Source organism: Robbsia sp. KACC 23696 (assembly GCF_039852015.1).
Taxonomy (GTDB): Bacteria; Pseudomonadota; Gammaproteobacteria; order Burkholderiales; family Burkholderiaceae; genus Robbsia.
This window is the reverse complement of sequence record NZ_CP156626.1, coordinates 2991771-3008566: the sequence shown is the minus strand read 5'-3', so window position 1 is coordinate 3008566 and position 16796 is coordinate 2991771. Positions and strand designations below refer to the sequence as shown.

General features: G+C 62.4%; 16 protein-coding genes. 10 read left to right on the top strand and 6 right to left on the bottom strand.

The genetic code is table 11. The features are described 5' to 3' along the window. Positions 1 to 60: 60 nt before the first annotated feature. A complete protein-coding gene (tsaE, locus tag ABEG21_RS12605) occupies positions 61 to 681 on the bottom strand; it encodes a tRNA (adenosine(37)-N6)-threonylcarbamoyltransferase complex ATPase subunit type 1 TsaE (protein WP_347554919.1) in 621 nt (206 codons plus the stop codon). Positions 682 to 707: 26 nt separating this feature from the next. Here tsaE and queG point away from each other — a divergent pair, with 26 nt between their 5' ends. From queG to plsY, 6 genes are all read left to right on the top strand, one after another. Further along, complete coding sequence (queG, locus tag ABEG21_RS12600; RefSeq protein ID WP_347554918.1) at positions 708 to 2090, top strand: tRNA epoxyqueuosine(34) reductase QueG; 1383 nt, start codon at positions 708 to 710, stop codon at positions 2088 to 2090. A gap of 334 nt (positions 2091 to 2424) precedes the next feature. Further along, positions 2425 to 3303 (top strand): site-specific tyrosine recombinase XerD, encoded by an 879-nt coding sequence (xerD, locus tag ABEG21_RS12595; RefSeq protein WP_347556770.1) that lies wholly within the window; start codon positions 2425 to 2427, stop codon positions 3301 to 3303. Positions 3304 to 3305: 2 nt separating this feature from the next. After that, positions 3306 to 3794 carry a Cys-tRNA(Pro) deacylase gene (gene ybaK / locus ABEG21_RS12590; RefSeq protein WP_347554917.1) on the top strand — a complete coding sequence of 163 codons (489 nt, stop codon included), beginning with the start codon at positions 3306 to 3308 and terminating at the stop codon, positions 3792 to 3794. Positions 3795 to 3991: 197 nt separating this feature from the next. Next, on the top strand, positions 3992 to 4447 hold the full coding sequence (locus ABEG21_RS12585; protein WP_347554916.1) for a type III secretion system chaperone: 456 nt from the start codon (positions 3992 to 3994) through the stop codon (positions 4445 to 4447). 132 nt (positions 4448 to 4579) lie between these two features. Next, a complete protein-coding gene (locus ABEG21_RS12580) occupies positions 4580 to 6640 on the top strand; it encodes a hypothetical protein (RefSeq protein WP_347554915.1) in 2061 nt (686 codons plus the stop codon). 158 nt (positions 6641 to 6798) lie between these two features. After that, entirely contained in the window at positions 6799 to 7425 is a 627-nt protein-coding gene (gene plsY / locus ABEG21_RS12575) for a glycerol-3-phosphate 1-O-acyltransferase PlsY (RefSeq protein ID WP_347556769.1), read from the top strand. An 18-nt stretch (positions 7426 to 7443) separates the two neighbouring features. Here the strand turns inward: plsY and ABEG21_RS12570 are convergent, their stop codons facing one another. Beyond that, positions 7444 to 7929: a YajQ family cyclic di-GMP-binding protein gene (locus ABEG21_RS12570; RefSeq protein ID WP_347554914.1), complete on the bottom strand. Its 486-nt coding sequence runs from the start codon at positions 7927 to 7929 to the stop codon at positions 7444 to 7446. A 169-nt stretch (positions 7930 to 8098) separates the two neighbouring features. Between ABEG21_RS12570 and murB the strand changes: the two genes are divergently transcribed. Beyond that, on the top strand, positions 8099 to 9208 hold the full coding sequence (gene murB, locus ABEG21_RS12565) for a UDP-N-acetylmuramate dehydrogenase (protein ID WP_347554913.1): 1110 nt from the start codon (positions 8099 to 8101) through the stop codon (positions 9206 to 9208). A gap of 155 nt (positions 9209 to 9363) precedes the next feature. Here murB and ABEG21_RS12560 read toward each other — a convergent pair whose 3' ends face one another. Beyond that, a complete protein-coding gene (locus tag ABEG21_RS12560; protein ID WP_347554912.1) occupies positions 9364 to 10590 on the bottom strand; it encodes an argininosuccinate synthase in 1227 nt (408 codons plus the stop codon). Between the two features lie 169 nt (positions 10591 to 10759). Continuing rightward, positions 10760 to 11704: an ornithine carbamoyltransferase gene (gene argF / locus ABEG21_RS12555; RefSeq protein WP_347554911.1), complete on the bottom strand. Its 945-nt coding sequence runs from the start codon at positions 11702 to 11704 to the stop codon at positions 10760 to 10762. Between the two features lie 396 nt (positions 11705 to 12100). On the opposite strand from argF, the gene ABEG21_RS12550 reads away from it, so the two are divergent. Next, positions 12101 to 12418, top strand: coding sequence for a DUF3579 domain-containing protein (locus ABEG21_RS12550; RefSeq protein WP_347554910.1), 318 nt, complete (start codon positions 12101 to 12103; stop codon positions 12416 to 12418). A gap of 308 nt (positions 12419 to 12726) precedes the next feature. Here ABEG21_RS12550 and rpsT read toward each other — a convergent pair whose 3' ends face one another. Next, positions 12727 to 13011: a 30S ribosomal protein S20 gene (rpsT, locus tag ABEG21_RS12545; protein ID WP_347554909.1), complete on the bottom strand. Its 285-nt coding sequence runs from the start codon at positions 13009 to 13011 to the stop codon at positions 12727 to 12729. Between the two features lie 219 nt (positions 13012 to 13230). Here rpsT and murJ point away from each other — a divergent pair, with 219 nt between their 5' ends. Both murJ and ABEG21_RS12535 read left to right on the top strand, forming a co-directional pair. Next, entirely contained in the window at positions 13231 to 14781 is a 1551-nt protein-coding gene (gene murJ / locus ABEG21_RS12540; RefSeq protein WP_347554908.1) for a murein biosynthesis integral membrane protein MurJ, read from the top strand. A gap of 1 nt (position 14782) precedes the next feature. Beyond that, a complete protein-coding gene (locus tag ABEG21_RS12535) occupies positions 14783 to 15649 on the top strand; it encodes a SirB1 family protein (RefSeq protein ID WP_347554906.1) in 867 nt (288 codons plus the stop codon). Between the two features lie 106 nt (positions 15650 to 15755). Here the strand turns inward: ABEG21_RS12535 and adk are convergent, their stop codons facing one another. Next, positions 15756 to 16415 (bottom strand): adenylate kinase, encoded by a 660-nt coding sequence (adk, locus tag ABEG21_RS12530; protein ID WP_347554905.1) that lies wholly within the window; start codon positions 16413 to 16415, stop codon positions 15756 to 15758. Positions 16416 to 16796: the final 381 nt, after the last annotated feature.

Genomic DNA, 16796 nt, shown 5'->3' with positions numbered 1-16796 from the left:
CGCCGTCCTATAGCGTCGTCTTGTAACCAAACATGACGTGGCAGGGGCGCGGGTGGTCGTTTAGGGGTGCGGTTCCAGGACGGCCGCGAGGCAGGCGACGCCGGCAGGACTGATCGCCTGGACCTGCAGCGTGCGGGGCGAACCGGAATCTGTCGCGTCGTCGACGTCCACCGGCTCGGCGACGCCGGGTGCGACCGAATCGGCATCGGTCGCCACATCGACGCGCAGCGTGAGGATCAGATCCGGCGTCGGCAGCACGCCAGCGGCCAGCGAGGGCCATTCGATCAGATTCAGCGCCCGCGCTGCGAGATAATCGTCGAAGCCGGCCTCGCGCCATTCGTCGGGGTCGGCGAAACGATAAAGGTCGAAGTGGTGGATCTGCAACGTGTGCGGCACCGGGTCGGTTCGCGGCAAGGCGTAGGGTTCGACCAGCGTATAGGTGGGGCTGCGCACCCGTCCCGCATGACCGAGCGCACGTAGCACGCCGCGTACGAACGCCGTCTTGCCCGCACCGAGGTCGCCGACCATATGCACCTGGAGGCCGGCAGCCAGGGGAGTGGATACGGAAGCCGCCGACTGCGCCACCGGTGACAGCGCGGCGGCGAAGGCCTGCGCGAATCGCGCGGCGAGCGCGGCGGTCGCGGTTTCGTCGGACAGCGTGAACTGATGTGATGTGGGCAAGGGCGGCGGAGCGGGCATTGCGTAAAATGGCGACGATGAATGCGATGGTAACCGCGCCCGGATCGGGCGCTGAAAATGCAGCCGGGCCGACAACGGGCACCGGCCCTGAAGGCGCCGTCCGCGATGACACCGCGGCGGCCCGGGGTAGCGTCACGCCCGTCGGCGAGCGCGGCAACGCCGACGCTCGCGAACTCGATGCGTCCAGGCTCGCGCAATTGGCTTCGTCGATCAAGGACTGGGCCCGCGCGCTTGGGTTCGACGCGGTGGGCATCAGCGATATCGACTTGCACGCGGCGGAGCCCGGCTTGCTTGCCTGGCTTGCCGCCGGGTACCACGGGCAGATGCATTATATGGAAAAACATGGCCTGAAGCGTGCCCGACCGGCGGAGTTGGTGCCGGGCACGCAACGGGTCATCAGCGTCCGGTTGCCTTATCTCCCCAGCAGCCTCGATGCGGGCTGGCGTGAGACGGAGGCTGGCAGGCTCGACGATCCGGAAGCCGCGGTCGTGTCGGTCTATGCGCGCGGTCGCGATTATCACAAAGTGATGCGGCAGCGTCTGCAACGGCTCGCCGATCGCATTGCCGAGGCGATCGGCCCGTTCGGCCATCGCGTCTTCACCGATTCCGCGCCGGTCATGGAAGTGGAGCTGGCGCGGCGTGCCGGCGTCGGTTGGCGCGGCAAGCACACGCTGTTGCTTGCCCGTGATGCCGGTTCGTTTTTCTTCCTCGGCGAGCTGTATCTGGACGTGCCACTGCCGGTGGATCGGCCCGGAAGCGCGGACGCCGACGCCGGTCCGGATGCGAGCGGACTGCATGATATGTCCGATATGCGGGATCCGGCCGTCGCGTCGCCGTCCGCCGATGGCGCGCATTGCGGCGGGTGCCGGCGTTGCATCGATGCCTGCCCGACCGGTGCGATCGTGGCACCGTTTCGGCTCGATGCGCGGCGTTGCATCTCTTACCTGACGATCGAATTCGACGGCAGTATTCCGGAGGCGATGCGTCCTGCGATCGGTAATCGCATTTATGGCTGTGACGATTGCCAGACGGTCTGTCCCTGGAATAAATTCGCGAAGCGCGCCGATACGCCCGACTTCGATACCCGCAACGACCTGGACAGCAGCCGTCTCGTGACGCTGTTTCATTGGACCGAGAGCGATTTCGACACCCGGCTGTCCGGGAGTGCGATCCGGCGTATCGGCCATTCGCGCTGGCTGCGTAATATTGCGGTCGCGCTGGGCAATGCCTTGCGCGTAACGTCGGACACGGCGGCCCGGCAGCGTCTGCGCGAAGCCTTGACGCGGCACGTGGATCACCCGGATCCTGTGGTGCGAGAGCATGTGGCCTGGGCGCTCGTGCAGGGGGCGGTGTCGACCCTGTCGCTAGCCCCGGCACCGGCGCGATCATGAAACCCACTACGACGGCAGTCGATGCGGCACGAAGGATAGGAAGCAGATGACGACAGGCGAGACAACGGCGCAGCCGCGAGCGAAAAATCGGCGAACGCCGACTGACGCGGGCACGGCGGAAACGGACGCCGCGGCCGGGGTGAAATCGACGCCGCCCGCCAAGCGGGCCGCGAAGACGAGCGCCAAGCTAGCCACCAAGTCGACCAAGGGCGCGACGAAAGTCGTGAAAAAAGTCGCCACAAAAGTCACGACCAGGCAGACCGCAAAGCCGGGCACGCGCCGTGTCGCGCGCGCTGCCGCCGATCCCGATGCACCGCAGGCCGCGCCGCGCAGCCTGACGCTGATCGACGCGTTCTGCGATGCCTTGTGGCTCGAGCACGGGCTGGCGAAGAACTCGCTCGAGGCCTACCGACGCGATCTCCGCCTGTTCGCCGAATGGCTGGCGGCGCGTGGTGCCCCGCCCTTGGATGCCGCCGATGAACCGGAGTTGACCGCCTATGTCGCGGCACGAGGCGATGGCCGGGCGACGTCCGCCAACCGACGGCTCGCGGCATTTCGGCGTTTCTACGGCTGGGCGCTGCGGGAGCATCACGTCCAACGCGATCCGACGCTGCGCCTGCGGGCCGCCAAACGCCCGCCGCGCTTTCCGTCGACGCTGTCCGAGAAACAGGTCGTGGCGCTGCTGGACGCGCCGGATGTCGATACCGATCTCGGCTTGCGTGACAGAACGATGCTGGAGCTGATGTATGCGAGCGGCTTACGCGTCTCGGAACTGGTGAATTTGAAGACAGTTGAAGTCGGCTTGAACGAAGGCGTGTTGCGCGTTTTCGGCAAGGGGTCGAAGGAGCGCCTGGTGCCGTTCGGCGACGAAGCGCAGGAATGGCTGCAGCGCTATTTGCGAGACGCGCGCCCGGCCTTGCTCGGCGCGCGTGCGGCCGATGCGATGTTCGTGACCACACGCGGCGATGGCATGACGCGTCAGGCCTTCTGGTATCTGATCAAGCGCTACGCCTTGCTGGCCGATGTGCGCGGGCCGCTATCGCCGCACACCTTGCGCCATGCCTTCGCGACCCATCTGCTCGATCACGGCGCCGACCTTCGGGCCGTGCAGATGCTGCTCGGCCATGCCGATATTTCGACAACGCAGATCTACACGCACGTTGCGCGCGAGCGTCTGCGTACCTTGCACGCGCGGCACCATCCACGGGGATAGCAGTGAAGAAGAAAGAGCATGTATCCGAGACGCCCGCGACGCAATTTCTGCGCAAGCACGCGGTGCCCTTCGACGGTCATGTGTACGAGTACGTCGAACACGGGGGGACATCGGAGTCGGCGCGCGCGCTGGCAGTGGACGAACACAGCGTGATTAAAACGCTTGTGATGGAAGACGAATCCGCCCAGCCGTTGATCGTCCTGATGCACGGCGACGCCAAGGTGTCGACCAAGGAGCTGGCCCGACAAGCGAAGCGAAAAAAAATCGAGCCTTGCAAACCGGAGGTCGCGAATCGGCATACCGGCTTCCTTGTGGGGGGGACGAGCCCCTTTGGTACGCGCAAGAAAATGCCGGTCTTCGTCGAGAAATCGATACTCGATTTGCCGACGATCTATATCAATGGTGGCCGCCGCGGTTATTTAGTTTCCATCAGTCCGCAGGATATGGTTCGCGTGCTCGATCCGATCGCGGTCGAGGTTGCCCTAATGTAAAAGGCCGCCGCGCAGGTACTTTTCGTGCAGAGAAACCGCTGTGTTATCGGCGGCAGCGTGCCGGAACCGCCGCGCCTGCGGCGTTACCAACGGTATGACCTCGGCGCGAGCGGTGTTGCTGTGACACGTCCTCGCTCAAGGTCTTTCCCGGCCTTCGCACGGCGACACCGTTAGACAACACGCTCTTCGAGGCGCGTATGAACTATGCACAGCTGCTCACCGCGCTAGGGTTGGAAATGCGCCTCGATCTGCAAGAGGCGACGAAGGCAGGCAGTTGCACGATTCAGTTCGACAGTGCTTTGGACGTCACGCTCGAAGCCGATGGCCAAGGCGATCAGCAAAACGTCCTGCAGTTGCATACCTCGCTTGGCAGCGTGCCCGCGTCGGACCGGGAAGCGTTATTCGCGCGTCTGCTGCAGCTTCATCTCTTCGGTCTGGCAACCGAGCAGTCGCACTTCGGTTTCGATCCGCAATTGCAGCGCATCGTTTTTTTTAAGACAGTGATGTTGGCGCACCAGACACGGCAAGAAGCGTTGGCGGCGGTGGAAAGCTTCGTCAATCAAAGTCTGCGCTGGCGCAATTTCCTGCCGACGCTGGCGGCGCACGACGGGGCGGCCGCGCCGAAAACGCATGCGGTTTTTCAGTCGGTGTAGGCATCCGTCTTATTGCCGGATGCGCAGCATGAGCCGGTGAGGTCATGCGGGATCCGGCCTCCAATCCCGCTTTATTTTGTCGCTGCCGTCGTCATGGGGTAAGCCGACGATCCGCTCTTCGATGAGGCGTTGATGGATTCCATCTCTGTGCGAGCGGGCGTCGGCTTGGCGCTGGATATGCTGGGCGCCAGCGTGTTGCGTGAGTCCGATAATCTCAACCGCTTCGTCGATTTTGTCACCGGCGGTCAGGTGAATCGCAACGTGCTGGCCGAGCGCGTATGGCATACCGTCGGTCAGATGGCGAGAGAGTTTGCCGCATCGCCAGCTTTCCTCAGTGAGCGCCATACGACATTGGCCCCGCTCGCGTTGACCGCATTACTGCTCGGCGAAAAAAGCGAGATGATCGACGCGGTCGGGAAACTGGCGAAGGAAGCCATCCATGTCAATCTGACCCAGGCCGATCAAAGTGGTATCAGAACGGAGGTGGTCGCGGCGTTGGGCGATGTCAGCGCCGATCTCGCCTCGAAATTGGCGGCGCACATCGACGAAAAATCCAGCGAAAAAATGCTTGCCACGATGGTGGGCAGGCATGGTTGGGAGCCGTTGGACAAGCTGCTGGGAAAAAGCCTCAACGCGTATGCCGGTGCGACGTTTCTCTATCGACAAATGAAAAACGTCATCGATATGGGCATCGTCGCCAATCCCGAGATCAATCGCGGCGCGGACGATCTAGGTTTCTACAGCGTGGTGGCCGACATGGCCAATCACGCGATCAATGACAGGGGGATTTTGGAGATCGTGCAGCCATTGCGCGCCTTTCTTCCGTCTCCGGACGGTGCGATCGCCGCGGTTGTCAGTGCCTATCAAGCGACATCGGCGGGCGTCACGCGCGGGATCGCGGCGGCTGGCGAGATCGCCGAAACCGTGATCGAACATATCGCCGACGCTTCGGCCGTCGTCGTCAACACGACGCATTACGTTGCCGAAACCGTGCCGTTGATACTGGAGAATCTCCAACTGGCGACGGGCATCGGCATGGAGAGCGTGGTAATAAGCGACGCGTTCGCGCAGGAGGCAAGCAAGCTGCAGGGCGACGCGACACCGATCCCCGTCGATGCCAAGGATAGCGAGATCGCCGAACGCTATCTGACGGAGTTGCTGATCGCATCCAATCGGCGGCCGCGCGAAGAAGAGGACGTGCCGGCCGGCGCGGCACCGCCTGCGCCTGAAACGGTTCGCGCCAGCACGACGGAAGCGGTGGATCCCGCCGCCACGGCGGCGTCGAACGTCATGCAGGCATTGACGGAGATGGGAGAGGCGGACCCCGCGCGCGCCAGCGAGGCGATGCAGATCGTAGATGCTTTGTCGGAGCAGCAGCTCGCCCCGTTGGATCGTAGCGGCATTGCCGTCGTCAAAACGCTCACCGGCAAGATGACGGAGATCGACGCTGTCAGTCACCGCTTGCTGGAGCGAAATACGCGGTACTCGGAGGATGTCGAGAAAGGACTGACGATCATGCCGGTCGCGGTGTCTGATTTGAGCGGCTATCGCGTGGACAGTGCATTCGCCGACGATTTCGAACGGCTCGCTTTAGTCATGTCCGACGACGCTTATGGAATGAGCGACACCGCTGTCGAAGGCGCACGGACGATGTTGAACACGTTTTGGGGCGCGTGGGGATCGGAGACCAGCGATCTCTCGCATGCAGGCAATACGCAACTGAAGCAGCTATGGAATGTCTGCGGCCGAAATGCACAGGTCATGCAGGAGGCAACGCAATACTTAAGTCTGGGCGTGGCGCAAACGGCCCTCGCCGATCCGTTGAAAGCCCATTTTTTGATCGCCGGTTCGGATAAGGCGCGCGTCGACGTCGGCAACGGGGTGTGGGTCGATCTGGAGAGCATCGATGCGCCCGAATATCGATTCGATATCCGCAACCACGATGGCTTGGTCAATGTATCGATCGAAGCGCATTGGCCGATAAGCGCTTTCGGCGCATCGGAGGCGGCCATGCGCACGCCGCAAGGGGAGCAGAACAGCGCATTGATCAGCACCGTCAGCGTCACGATCCGCGCAATGCCCGACGACAGCCTCGCCGTCAACTATTACGCGATGGGCACCACGGCGACGATTGAAAACAAAATCGCCTTCGACTCCGCCACCGGCCGTCTGGCCGACCCGCTGGCCCTCTGAATGCCTGAACGGCAGCCCCCTCGATAGGGGCGGCCCCCGCATTAGGGCGCCGGTGATGGATTGCGCTCGCCAACGCGGTACAATCGCGGCGTTCCGCTGCCGTCTGTCGTGATCGGCGCGGTCCGTAAAATTCAGATGCTCCAGCGAGACCCGTCTTGATCAGCCAACTCATTGCCATCGTGCTCAGCTATCTGCTGGGCTCCGTCTCCTTTGCCGTCGTCGTCAGTTCGGCGATGGGACTGTCGGATCCGCGCTCCTATGGTTCCGGTAACCCGGGCGCCACCAATGTGCTGCGTAGCGGCAATCGGAAAGCGGCCATTCTGACGTTGATCGGGGATGCGCTGAAAGGCTGGCTCGCCGTCTGGCTCGTGAGCCTCTGGGTGCATACGCATGGTTGGGCCGATGCGGATGCGCAGTGCGCGATTGCCGCTTCCGGTATCGCCGTGTTTATCGGGCATCTCTGGCCGATCTTCTTCCGTTTCAAAGGCGGCAAGGGCGTGGCGACTGCGGCTGGGGTGCTGCTGGCCTTCCATCCCTTGCTCGGCGCCGCGACGCTGCTGACCTGGCTGCTGGTCGCCGCCTTGACGCGATACTCGTCGCTGGCAGCGTTGATCGCCGCGATCGCCGCGCCGTTCTACCAAGCCTTTCTGGCCGGCGGCGCCAATCGCGTGACGTGGGCCGTGGCGGTGATGAGCCTGCTGCTGATCTGGCGCCACAAGGCCAATATCACGAAGCTGCTATCCGGCGAGGAAAGCAAGATCGGCGCAAAAAAGAAGGTCGGCTAGGGTTTTGCCACGCGCCTTTTAGTCGCGGAAGTTGTTGAAATCGAGCGGCGTGTCGGTGATCTCTTTCTTCAACAGTGCGATGGTCGCTTGCAGATCGTCGCGCTTGGTGCCGGACACGCGCACGGCATCGCCTTGAATGCTCGCCTGGACCTTGATCTTGGCGTCCTTGATCGTCTTGACGATCTTCTTGGCCAGATCGCCGCTGACGCCCTTCTTGATGGTGATGACCTGCTTGACCTTGTCGCCGCCGATTTTCTCGACCTTGCCGTAGTCGAGGAAACGGACGTCGACATTGCGCTTGGCCATCTTCGACACCATCACGTCCTTGACCTGGCCGAGCTTGAAGTCGTCGTCGGCATGCGCGGTCAGTTCCGTGTCCTTATGCTCGAGGCGCGAATCCGACCCCTTGAAATCGAAGCGGGTCGAAATTTCCTTGTTCGCCTGCTCGACCGCGTTCTTCACTTCGATCATATTGGCTTCGCAAACGACGTCGAATGTTGGCATGGTGCTTGACTCCTGATAGTGCTGATAGGGCGGTCCGCGTCCTTGGGGCGCAGACCGTTATAATCTCTGACCGCGTTATTTTACCGTTGTCGGCATGCCTGGCGGTATGCCCATGTGGGGCGCGCTGTCCCGACCGATCCTGATTTCCACCGATTCCCCGAAACCCTCGATGTCCGTCGACGCTTCCTCCCCGCCCGATGCGTCCCGCGCTGGCGATGCCGACCGCGCCTTCGCGCAAGACCTGCTGCAGCCCGACATCCCGTTGAAGGACTGGAATACTTTCGGCTTCGACGTTCGCGCCCGCTTCGGCGCCACCGTCGACAGCGCCGAGGCCTTGCGTGCGGTCTTGCGCGATACGCGTGTGGCAGGGCTGCCGGTGCATGTCCTGGGCGGCGGCAGCAATATCGTGCTGACGGGCGACCTCGATGCCCTGGTGCTGCGCATCGCCCTGCGCGGGCGGTCGATTGTATCCGCTTCGGACGTTGTCGACGATGGGCGCCGGGTCCGCGTCCAGGCCGGCGCCGGTGAGCCCTGGCATGCTTTCGTCGATTGGACCTTGGCGCAAGGCTGTCCCGGACTGGAAAACCTGGCGCTGATCCCCGGCACGGTGGGGGCGGCGCCGGTGCAGAACATTGGGGCCTACGGCGTCGAAATCGCCGATTTCTTCGACACGTTGACGGCGATGGATCGGCAGACCGGAGACATTCGTCGCTTCGATTGCGCGGACTGCCGTTTCGGCTATCGCGACAGCGTCTTCAAGCAGCCCGGCGGGGAGCGTTGGATCATTCTGTCGGTGACCTTTTCATTGCCGAAGCAATGGGCGCCGCGCCGTGCATATGCCGACCTCGACAAGGTCTTGCAGGCAAGACAATGCACGGCGCCCACGCCACGCGATATCTTCGACGCCGTCGTCGCCGTACGGCAGGCCAAATTACCGGATCCGGCCGTCATCGGCAATGCCGGGAGCTTCTTCAAGAATCCCGTCATCGACGCGGCGCAGTGGGCGTCATTGCAGGCACGTGAGCCGGGCCTGATCGCGTATCCGCAGACGGACGGTCGGTACAAGCTCGCGGCCGGTTGGCTGATCGATCAATGCGGCTGGAAGGGGCGGGGCATCGCCGCCGGCAGCGCGGCGCGGGTGCACGATCGCCAGGCGCTCGTTCTGACGAACACGGGCGGCGCGACCGGGCACGACGTCATGCAGTTGGCCGCATGTATCGTCGATGACGTCGCTGCCCGTTTTGGCGTGCGTCTCGAAGCGGAACCGCTGGTGCTCTAAGCCGGGCGCGCCGCACGGCCAGCGTGGCCGCGTGCGCCCCGGGTCAGGGGTCTTTTCTGCGAATGCAAAAAACAACGGCCCGCCGACGTTTCCGTCAGGCGGGCCGCTGTGTATCCGGCTATCGATCGGGCGTATCCCCGATCACCGGGATTGCATCAACCGCGTTGGCGACGTGCGTTTTCGGCAATCCGCATACGCAGCGCGTTCAGCTTGATGAAGCCGCCAGCATCCGCCTGGTTGTAGGCGCCGCCGTCGTCGTCGAACGTCGCGATCGTCTTGTCGAACAGCGTGTCCTTCGAGTCGCGTGCGACCACCGAGACGCTGCCCTTGTACAGCTTCAGGCGCACCCAGCCGTTGACGTTCTTCTGCGTGTGGTCGATCAAGACCTGCAGCGCCACGCGCTCCGGGCTCCACCAATAGCCGTTATAGATCAACGACGCATAGCGTGCCAGCAGATCGTCCTTCAGGTGGGCCACTTCGCGGTCAAGCGTGATCGACTCGATGCCACGGTGCGCCTTCAGCAGGATCGTCCCGCCCGGCGTTTCATAGCAGCCGCGCGACTTCATGCCGACGTAGCGGTTTTCCACCAGATCCAGACGACCGATGCCATGCTTGCCGCCCAGGCTGTTCAGCTCCGTCAGGATCTCGGCCGGCGACATCGCCTTGCCGTTGATCGCGATCGGATCGCCATTCGCGTACTCGATGTCCAGATATTCCGCTGCATCGGGCGCCTGCTCCGGCGACACCGTCCAGCGCCACATATCGGCTTCGGCTTCGTTTTTCGGATCTTCCAGGTGGCGACCTTCGAACGAGATGTGCAGCAGGTTCGCGTCCATCGAATACGGCGCGCCGCCTTGCTTGTGCTTCATATCGATCGGGATACCGGCGTTCTCGGCGTAGGCGAGCAGCTTTTCACGCGAGAGCAGATCCCATTCGCGCCACGGCGCGATGACCTTGATACCCGGCTCGAGACCGTAGTAGCCGAGCTCGAAGCGAACTTGGTCGTTGCCTTTGCCGGTGGCGCCGTGCGACACCGCTTCCGCACCGGTGGCGCGCGCGATTTCGATCTGGCGCTTGGCGATCAGCGGACGGGCGATCGACGTGCCCAGCAGGTACTCGCCTTCGTAGATCGCGTTCGCACGGAACATCGGGAACACGAAGTCGCGCACGAATTCTTCGCGCAGATCGTCGATATAGATGTTTTCCGGCTTGATGCCCAGCTTCAGGGCCTTCGCGCGTGCGGGCTCCAGCTCTTCGCCCTGACCGATGTCGGCGGTGAACGTGACCACTTCCGCATCGTAGTTGTCTTGCAACCACTTCAGAATGACGGAGGTATCGAGGCCGCCCGAATAGGCGAGCACGACTTTCTTGATATCGCTCATGGTGAACTCTTGACTGGCGAGGAACAGGAAAACCCGTATTCTGCCATTTTCCGGGCCGCTAGCCGTGGTTTTTGCGACATGACCCTGTTACACACCCGGAGTCATGCCAGCGGAAATCCCAACGGCGCGGCAGTGATCGACAGCGGGCCGGATCGGCCCGTGTCGGCTTTTAGTGATTCAATTCGCCCAACAGCAGAAATTCCATCAGCGCTTTTTGCACGTGCAGACGGTTTTCCGCTTCCTCCCACACCACGCTCTGCGGACCGTCGATGACGGCTGCGGTCACTTCTTCGCCGCGGTGTGCCGGCAGGCAATGCATGAATAGCGCGTCCGCTGCGGCCACGCCCATCATCTCCTCGTCCACGCACCAGTCGGCGAACGCCGTCTTGCGCGCGTCGTTCTCCGCCTCGAAACCCATGCTGGTCCAGACGTCGGTGGTCACCAGATGCGCGCCGCGGCACGCTTCCAGCGGATCGTCGATCAGTTTGTAGCCGCCGATCACGCCGTCCGGTGCCGGCTCGCCGGCCAGTGCCGGATCCAGGCGATAGCCGGGCGGGGTCGAGATATGCAGCGTGAAACCGAGGATCCGCGCCGCGTCGATCCACGTATAGGCCATATTGTTCGCGTCACCCACCCACGCGACGGTCTTGCCGCGGATCGTGCCGCCGGTCTTCTCGTGGTAGGTAAAGATATCCGCCAGCACCTGGCACGGGTGATATTCGTTCGTCAGGCCATTGATGACCGGGACGCGCGAATGCGCCGCAAAACGCTCGAGGATTTCCTGACCGAAGGTCCGGATCATGATGATGTCCGTCATGCGCGAGATGACCTGCGCGGCATCTTCGATCGGCTCGCCTCGGCCCAATTGCGTGTCGCGGGTATTCAGATAGACCGCGTGACCGCCCAATTGGTGAATGCCGGCTTCGAAGGACAGCCGGGTGCGCGTCGAACTCTTCTCGAAGATCATCGCCAGCGTGCGGTCGTGCAGCGGATGATAGGTCTCGTATCGCTTGAACTTCTGCTTCAGCAGCCGGGTGCGTTCGAGCAGATAGTCGTACTCGGTGTTCGTCAGGTCCGTGAAGCGGAGATAGTGGCGGAGCGTTTTGTTGGTCATAAGAAGGCGGTGGCCCCGTTTCGTTTCAGTCAGCCGCAGCGAAGCGTGCGCAGGTGCGTTGGCGGCCGGGTGCGCGCAACAGTGCGCAGGGTCGTACGAACGCAATCCACCGTATTGTTTCGGATCGTGTCAGAAAGGATAGAGGATTATGCCTGTTTTGACGAGTATTGCGGACCGTGCTGGCGGCGGGGTCAGGCCGATCACGCTATAATTGCACTCTGGTTCGACAGAACTACGGTTTGCATTCCTTCGGGCAACCCCTCTGTCCTGACTCTGCCGGTATCGCGTGTGCGGCAGGAACCAGCCGACGGGAAGGGGACAGGTGAAAGCTTGCCCGCTTCCTGTTTGCCGGGCTGCGCACGTCAGAGTTGGGACCGACGTTTCAACTGCAACGCTATGGCCGATACTCCACCGCGCGAATATTTCGTTCAGGGCATTACCTCGTCCGGTAAGACGTTTCGGCCGAGTGACTGGTCCGAGCGTCTTGCGGGCGTGATGTCGGCCTTCGGGCCCGGCGCGAGCGGCCCGAACGCACGTCTGAAGTATTCCCTGTACGTCCGGCCGGTGATTCTTTCGGGGATCAAATGCGTGATCGTCGATGAACGGCTGCGCCAGAAGGAACCGATGGCCTTCGATTTCGTGATGAACTTCGCGAAAGACAACGACCTACAGGTCTCGGAAGGCTGTCTCATTTTCGAAGACCGACCGCGCTGATTTCCCGCGCGCACCGCGCCCGCGCCCCTTAGGCCCCTTACGCTGCTATCCCGAGCCCGCAGTCGATCCGGCTCGGCCCAATGCCCTGGCACTCATCGGCGTCTCACCTGATCCGCGTCGGACCAATACAAAAAGCCCGCAAGCGGGCTTTTTTGTAAGCGAAAACGTCGATTCTCCGACGCAATGCTTGATGGCGTATCCGATAAAATGCTATCCAAGAACAGCAGTGAGGCGGATACGCGGGACAGGCGGACGCATCGAAACGCGTCGCCGGCCGTCCGCATCATGCGATGCGGGCGTGTGCCTATTTAGGCAGCAGCTTGCGGAGCCAGAGCAGCCTTCTTCAGGCGAGCAGCCAGACGGCTCTTCAGGCGCGCAGCCTTGTTCTTGTGGATCACGCGCTTGTCAGCCATGATATCCAGCGTCTTGGCCGACAGCTTGAATGCAACCGTCGCCTTCGGCAGATCGCCAGACGTCAGTGCTTTCGCGACGCTCTTGATCGAGGTGCGCGCTTGAGCGCGTTGCGCCGAGCGCAGGGCGTTGCGTTGCTTGCTTTGACGAGCACGCTTGATAGCTTGGGCGGAATTTGCCATGAAAATTACCTTGTCCTGTGCTTCGGCTGTTTTTCAACCGTGCTTCGATTGTTGTTGAAGACAGACCGGTTGACGAGCAACCGAAAACAACCGGAGAAGCGAAATGGAATGATTCGGAACCGTCGAGTATAGCGCGATTCGGATTGGCGAAGCAAGCACCGCGGCAAGAATCTGTGGGGCCGGATGCATTCCGGCGTTGATCCGTATAATAGCCGCAACATGAATCTACTCAAAGCGCTCGTCACTGTCAGCGGCTTCACGCTGCTTTCCCGGATCACCGGACTCGCCCGCGAAACGTTGATAGCCCGCGCATTCGGCGCCAGCATATACACCGACGCCTTCAACGTCGCGTTCCGGATCCCCAATTTGCTAAGACGCCTGTCGGCGGAGGGGGCGTTTTCCCAAGCCTTCGTGCCGATCCTCGCTGAGTTTAAGAATCAGCGCGGACACGATGAGACCAAGGCGCTCGTCGATGCGATGGCGACGGTGCTCGCCTGGTTCCTGGCGATCCTCTCGGTGCTCGGCATCGCCGGCGCCAGCTGGGTGGTCTATGCGGTGGCGTCCGGCCTGGAGCACGAGGGGACGGCCTTCCCCGAGGCGGTCTGGATGACGCGGATCATGTTCCCGTACATCGCACTGATCTCGCTGACGTCGCTCGCGGCCGGCGTGCTGAACACGTATAAGAATTTCTCGATGCCGGCGTTCGCGCCGCTGTTGCTGAACGTCAGCTTCATTGTTGCCGCCACCGTCGTCGCGCCGCATCTGAAGACGCCGATCTACGCCCTGCCGTTTGCCGTCATCGTCGGCGGACTGTTGCAGTTTCTGGTGCAGATCCCGGCCCTGAAGAAAATCGACATGGCGCCACGCATCATGCTCGATCCGATCAAGGCGCTCGGCCACCGCGGCGTCAAACGCGTGTTGGCGAAGATGGTGCCGGCGACCTTTGGCGTATCCGTCGCGCAGTTGAGCCTGATCATCAACACCAATATCGCGTCGCATCTCCCGGCCGGTAGCGTGTCCTGGCTGTCGTACGCCGACCGTTTGATGGAATTTCCGAACGCGTTATTGGGCGTGGCACTGGGGACCATCCTGTTGCCCAGCCTGTCGAAGGCACACACGGACAAAGCGCATGCGGAATATTCGTCGCTGCTGGACTGGGGGCTCCGGCTGACCTTTCTATTTGCGGCGCCCGCCGCCGTGGCGCTGTTCGTCTTCGCCGAGCCGCTGACGGCCACCTTGTTCGGCTATGGCAAGCTCAACGACGCCCATGACGTGACGATGGTGGCGCGCGCGCTCGGCCTGTACGGCGTCGGTCTGCTGGGCTTTACCTTGCTGAAGATCCTGACGCCGGCTTTCTACGCGCGGCAAGATATCAAGACGCCGGTCCGTGTGGCGGTCTGCACGCTGATCTTCACGCAGCTGTGCAACTACCTGTTCGTGCCGGTCTTTGCGCACGCGGGACTGGCCTTGTCGATCGGCGTCGGCGCGACCGCCAATGCGCTGGCCTTGTTCGTCATTTTGCGGATGCGGGGCATCTACCGTCCTGAACCCGGCTGGCCGATCTTTTTTGCGCAAATGTTGGGCGCCTGCCTGATCCTGGCCGGCGTGATGCTGTGGTTTGCACAATCGTTCGACTGGGTCGGCCTGGGGCAGTCGCCCTGGCTGCGCATCGCATTGCTGGGCGCGAGCCTTGTCCTCTTCGCCGCGCTATATTTTGCGATACTGATGCTGATGGGTTTCAAATACAGCTACTTCCGACGGAGGGTGTAACGTGGCGAAGTCGACGGTTGTATTGGATTACTTCGGCGTGCTGGTTGCCGACGACGAGAGCTTGCCGCTGACGGAAGCGGCGCTGTCGCTCGCGCAGGACGCGTATCCGCAACTGGACGTGCAGGCCGCGCTGGCGGATATCGATGCGCTGGTCGACAAATTACGTAAGCGACTGCCGAAACAGGCCGGCGCCGCGCAGAAGCTGCATCTGCTGAACCGCTATTTCTTTCGCGAGCTGGGCTTTGCCGGCAACCGGAACGATTACTACGACCCCGACAACAGCCATCTGAACGCGGTGCTGCACAAGCGGCAGGGCATCCCGATCTCGCTCGCGGTGCTGTATCTCGAAATGGCGCAGCAACTGGGTTTGAAAGTCAGCGGCGTCTCGTTTCCCGGGCATTTCATGTTGCGCGCGACCTTGCCGGCAGGGGAGGTCATCATGGATCCTACCACCGGCGACTCGCTGAGCGAATCGCAGCTGATGGAGATGCTCGAGCCGTACATGATCAGCGCGGGCGAGCCGGTGGCCAGCGCCTTGCGCGCCATTCTGCAGCCGGCATCGGCGCGTGAGGTGGTCGCGCGCATGCTGCGCAATTTGAAGATGATCTATCTGCAAACCGAGCAGTGGCCGCTACTGCTTGCGGTGCAGCAACGGTTGGCGATTTTGCTGCCGCAGAATATCGAAGAGCGTCGTGATCGCGGGCTGGCCTTTGCGCGTGTCGATGCCTATCGTCCGGCCATTGCCGATCTGCAGGCCTATCTGGAAGAACGGCCTGCATCCGAGGACGCGACGATCATCGAAACGCAACTGACCGATCTCCGGCAACGCGCCAGTCAACGGCGCGGAGACGACGAAGCGCGCCTGTAGTCCTACCAGAGCGCGCTTCCTGTGCCGGCCATCGTATTTGGCGGCAGCGGGGTATTGCCGTCGGCGCCGACGTGATCCGGATAGATCCCGCCGACGCCGCCGTCGATCAATCCTTCAACGCGTCCAATGCGCGTTCGCGGATCTCATCGACCTTGCCCAGACCGGCGATGCGACGATAGATCGGCGCGCCTTCGCTGTCGTTCGACTTGGCCCATTGCTGGTAGAAATCGACCAAGGGGCGCGTTTGCGCGTTATAGACTTCCAGGCGCTTGCGGACGACGTCTTCCTTGTCGTCGTCGCGTTGGATCAGCGGTTCACCGGTAACGTCGTCCTTGCCTTCTTCCTTCGGCGGGTTGAACGTCACGTGATAGGTGCGGCCCGACGGTGCATGCACGCGACGACCGCTGATACGGCCGATGATCTCGTCGAACGGTACGTCGATTTCGAGCACGTGATCGATCGCGACATGGCTTTCGCGCATTGCTTCCGCCTGGGGAATCGTCCGCGGGAAACCGTCGAACAGATAGCCGTTCTCGCAGTCCGGCTGCTGCAGGCGTTCCTTCACCAGATTGATGATCAGCTCATCGGTGACCAGTTCGCCGGCGTCCATGAAACGCTTCGCTTCCAGTCCCAGCGGCGAACCCGCCTTGACCGCGGCGCGTAGCATGTCGCCCGTCGAGATCTGCGGAATACCGAAATGTTCCTTGATGAATGCAGCTTGGGTGCCCTTGCCCGCGCCGGGCGCGCCTAACAGGATCAAACGCATGACGATCACTCCGTTTATATGGATCTTGTGCCAAGCTGCCGGCGGGCCAGACGCGTCGCCCCGAAGGTCGTATCGCTTCCTCGCGGCGTATGCCGCAGGGTGCAACATGCGTGCGCCGCGGCGGGAGATTCACGCCGCAGGCCTGCCGACAACTTGAAATTGGGTGTGAAAAAAAGATGATCAACAGCCCGTGGAGGTATCCACGGTGGATCAACGCCGGCGCGCCGACCGCGTTTTAGCCCATCCGCTAGAACGGCGGCGTCATCACGCTGTCGTCGAGGGCGTTTATCTTGGTCACAGACGAGGGCCATGCGAGAGGCCCGTCCCGTCGGTCGAGGACGCGTCGAATTAGACGCGTTCTACCAGCGCGAACGCTGATTA

What these genes read in the sequence shown, in the direction of transcription:
- queG (WP_347554918.1), top strand. Translation starts at nt 708, where the DNA reads ATGGCGACGATGAATGCGATGGTAACCGCGCCCGGATCGGGCGCTGAA.
- ABEG21_RS12585 (WP_347554916.1), top strand. Translation starts at nt 3,992, where the DNA reads ATGAACTATGCACAGCTGCTCACCGCGCTAGGGTTGGAAATGCGCCTC.
- ABEG21_RS12580 (WP_347554915.1), top strand. Translation starts at nt 4,580, where the DNA reads ATGGATTCCATCTCTGTGCGAGCGGGCGTCGGCTTGGCGCTGGATATG.
- ABEG21_RS12570 (WP_347554914.1), bottom strand. Translation starts at nt 7,929, where the DNA reads ATGCCAACATTCGACGTCGTTTGCGAAGCCAATATGATCGAAGTGAAG.
- murB (WP_347554913.1), top strand. Translation starts at nt 8,099, where the DNA reads ATGTCCGTCGACGCTTCCTCCCCGCCCGATGCGTCCCGCGCTGGCGAT.
- ABEG21_RS12560 (WP_347554912.1), bottom strand. Translation starts at nt 10,590, where the DNA reads ATGAGCGATATCAAGAAAGTCGTGCTCGCCTATTCGGGCGGCCTCGAT.
- argF (WP_347554911.1), bottom strand. Translation starts at nt 11,704, where the DNA reads ATGACCAACAAAACGCTCCGCCACTATCTCCGCTTCACGGACCTGACG.
- ABEG21_RS12550 (WP_347554910.1), top strand. Translation starts at nt 12,101, where the DNA reads ATGGCCGATACTCCACCGCGCGAATATTTCGTTCAGGGCATTACCTCG.
- rpsT (WP_347554909.1), bottom strand. Translation starts at nt 13,011, where the DNA reads ATGGCAAATTCCGCCCAAGCTATCAAGCGTGCTCGTCAAAGCAAGCAA.
- murJ (WP_347554908.1), top strand. Translation starts at nt 13,231, where the DNA reads ATGAATCTACTCAAAGCGCTCGTCACTGTCAGCGGCTTCACGCTGCTT.
- adk (WP_347554905.1), bottom strand. Translation starts at nt 16,415, where the DNA reads ATGCGTTTGATCCTGTTAGGCGCGCCCGGCGCGGGCAAGGGCACCCAA.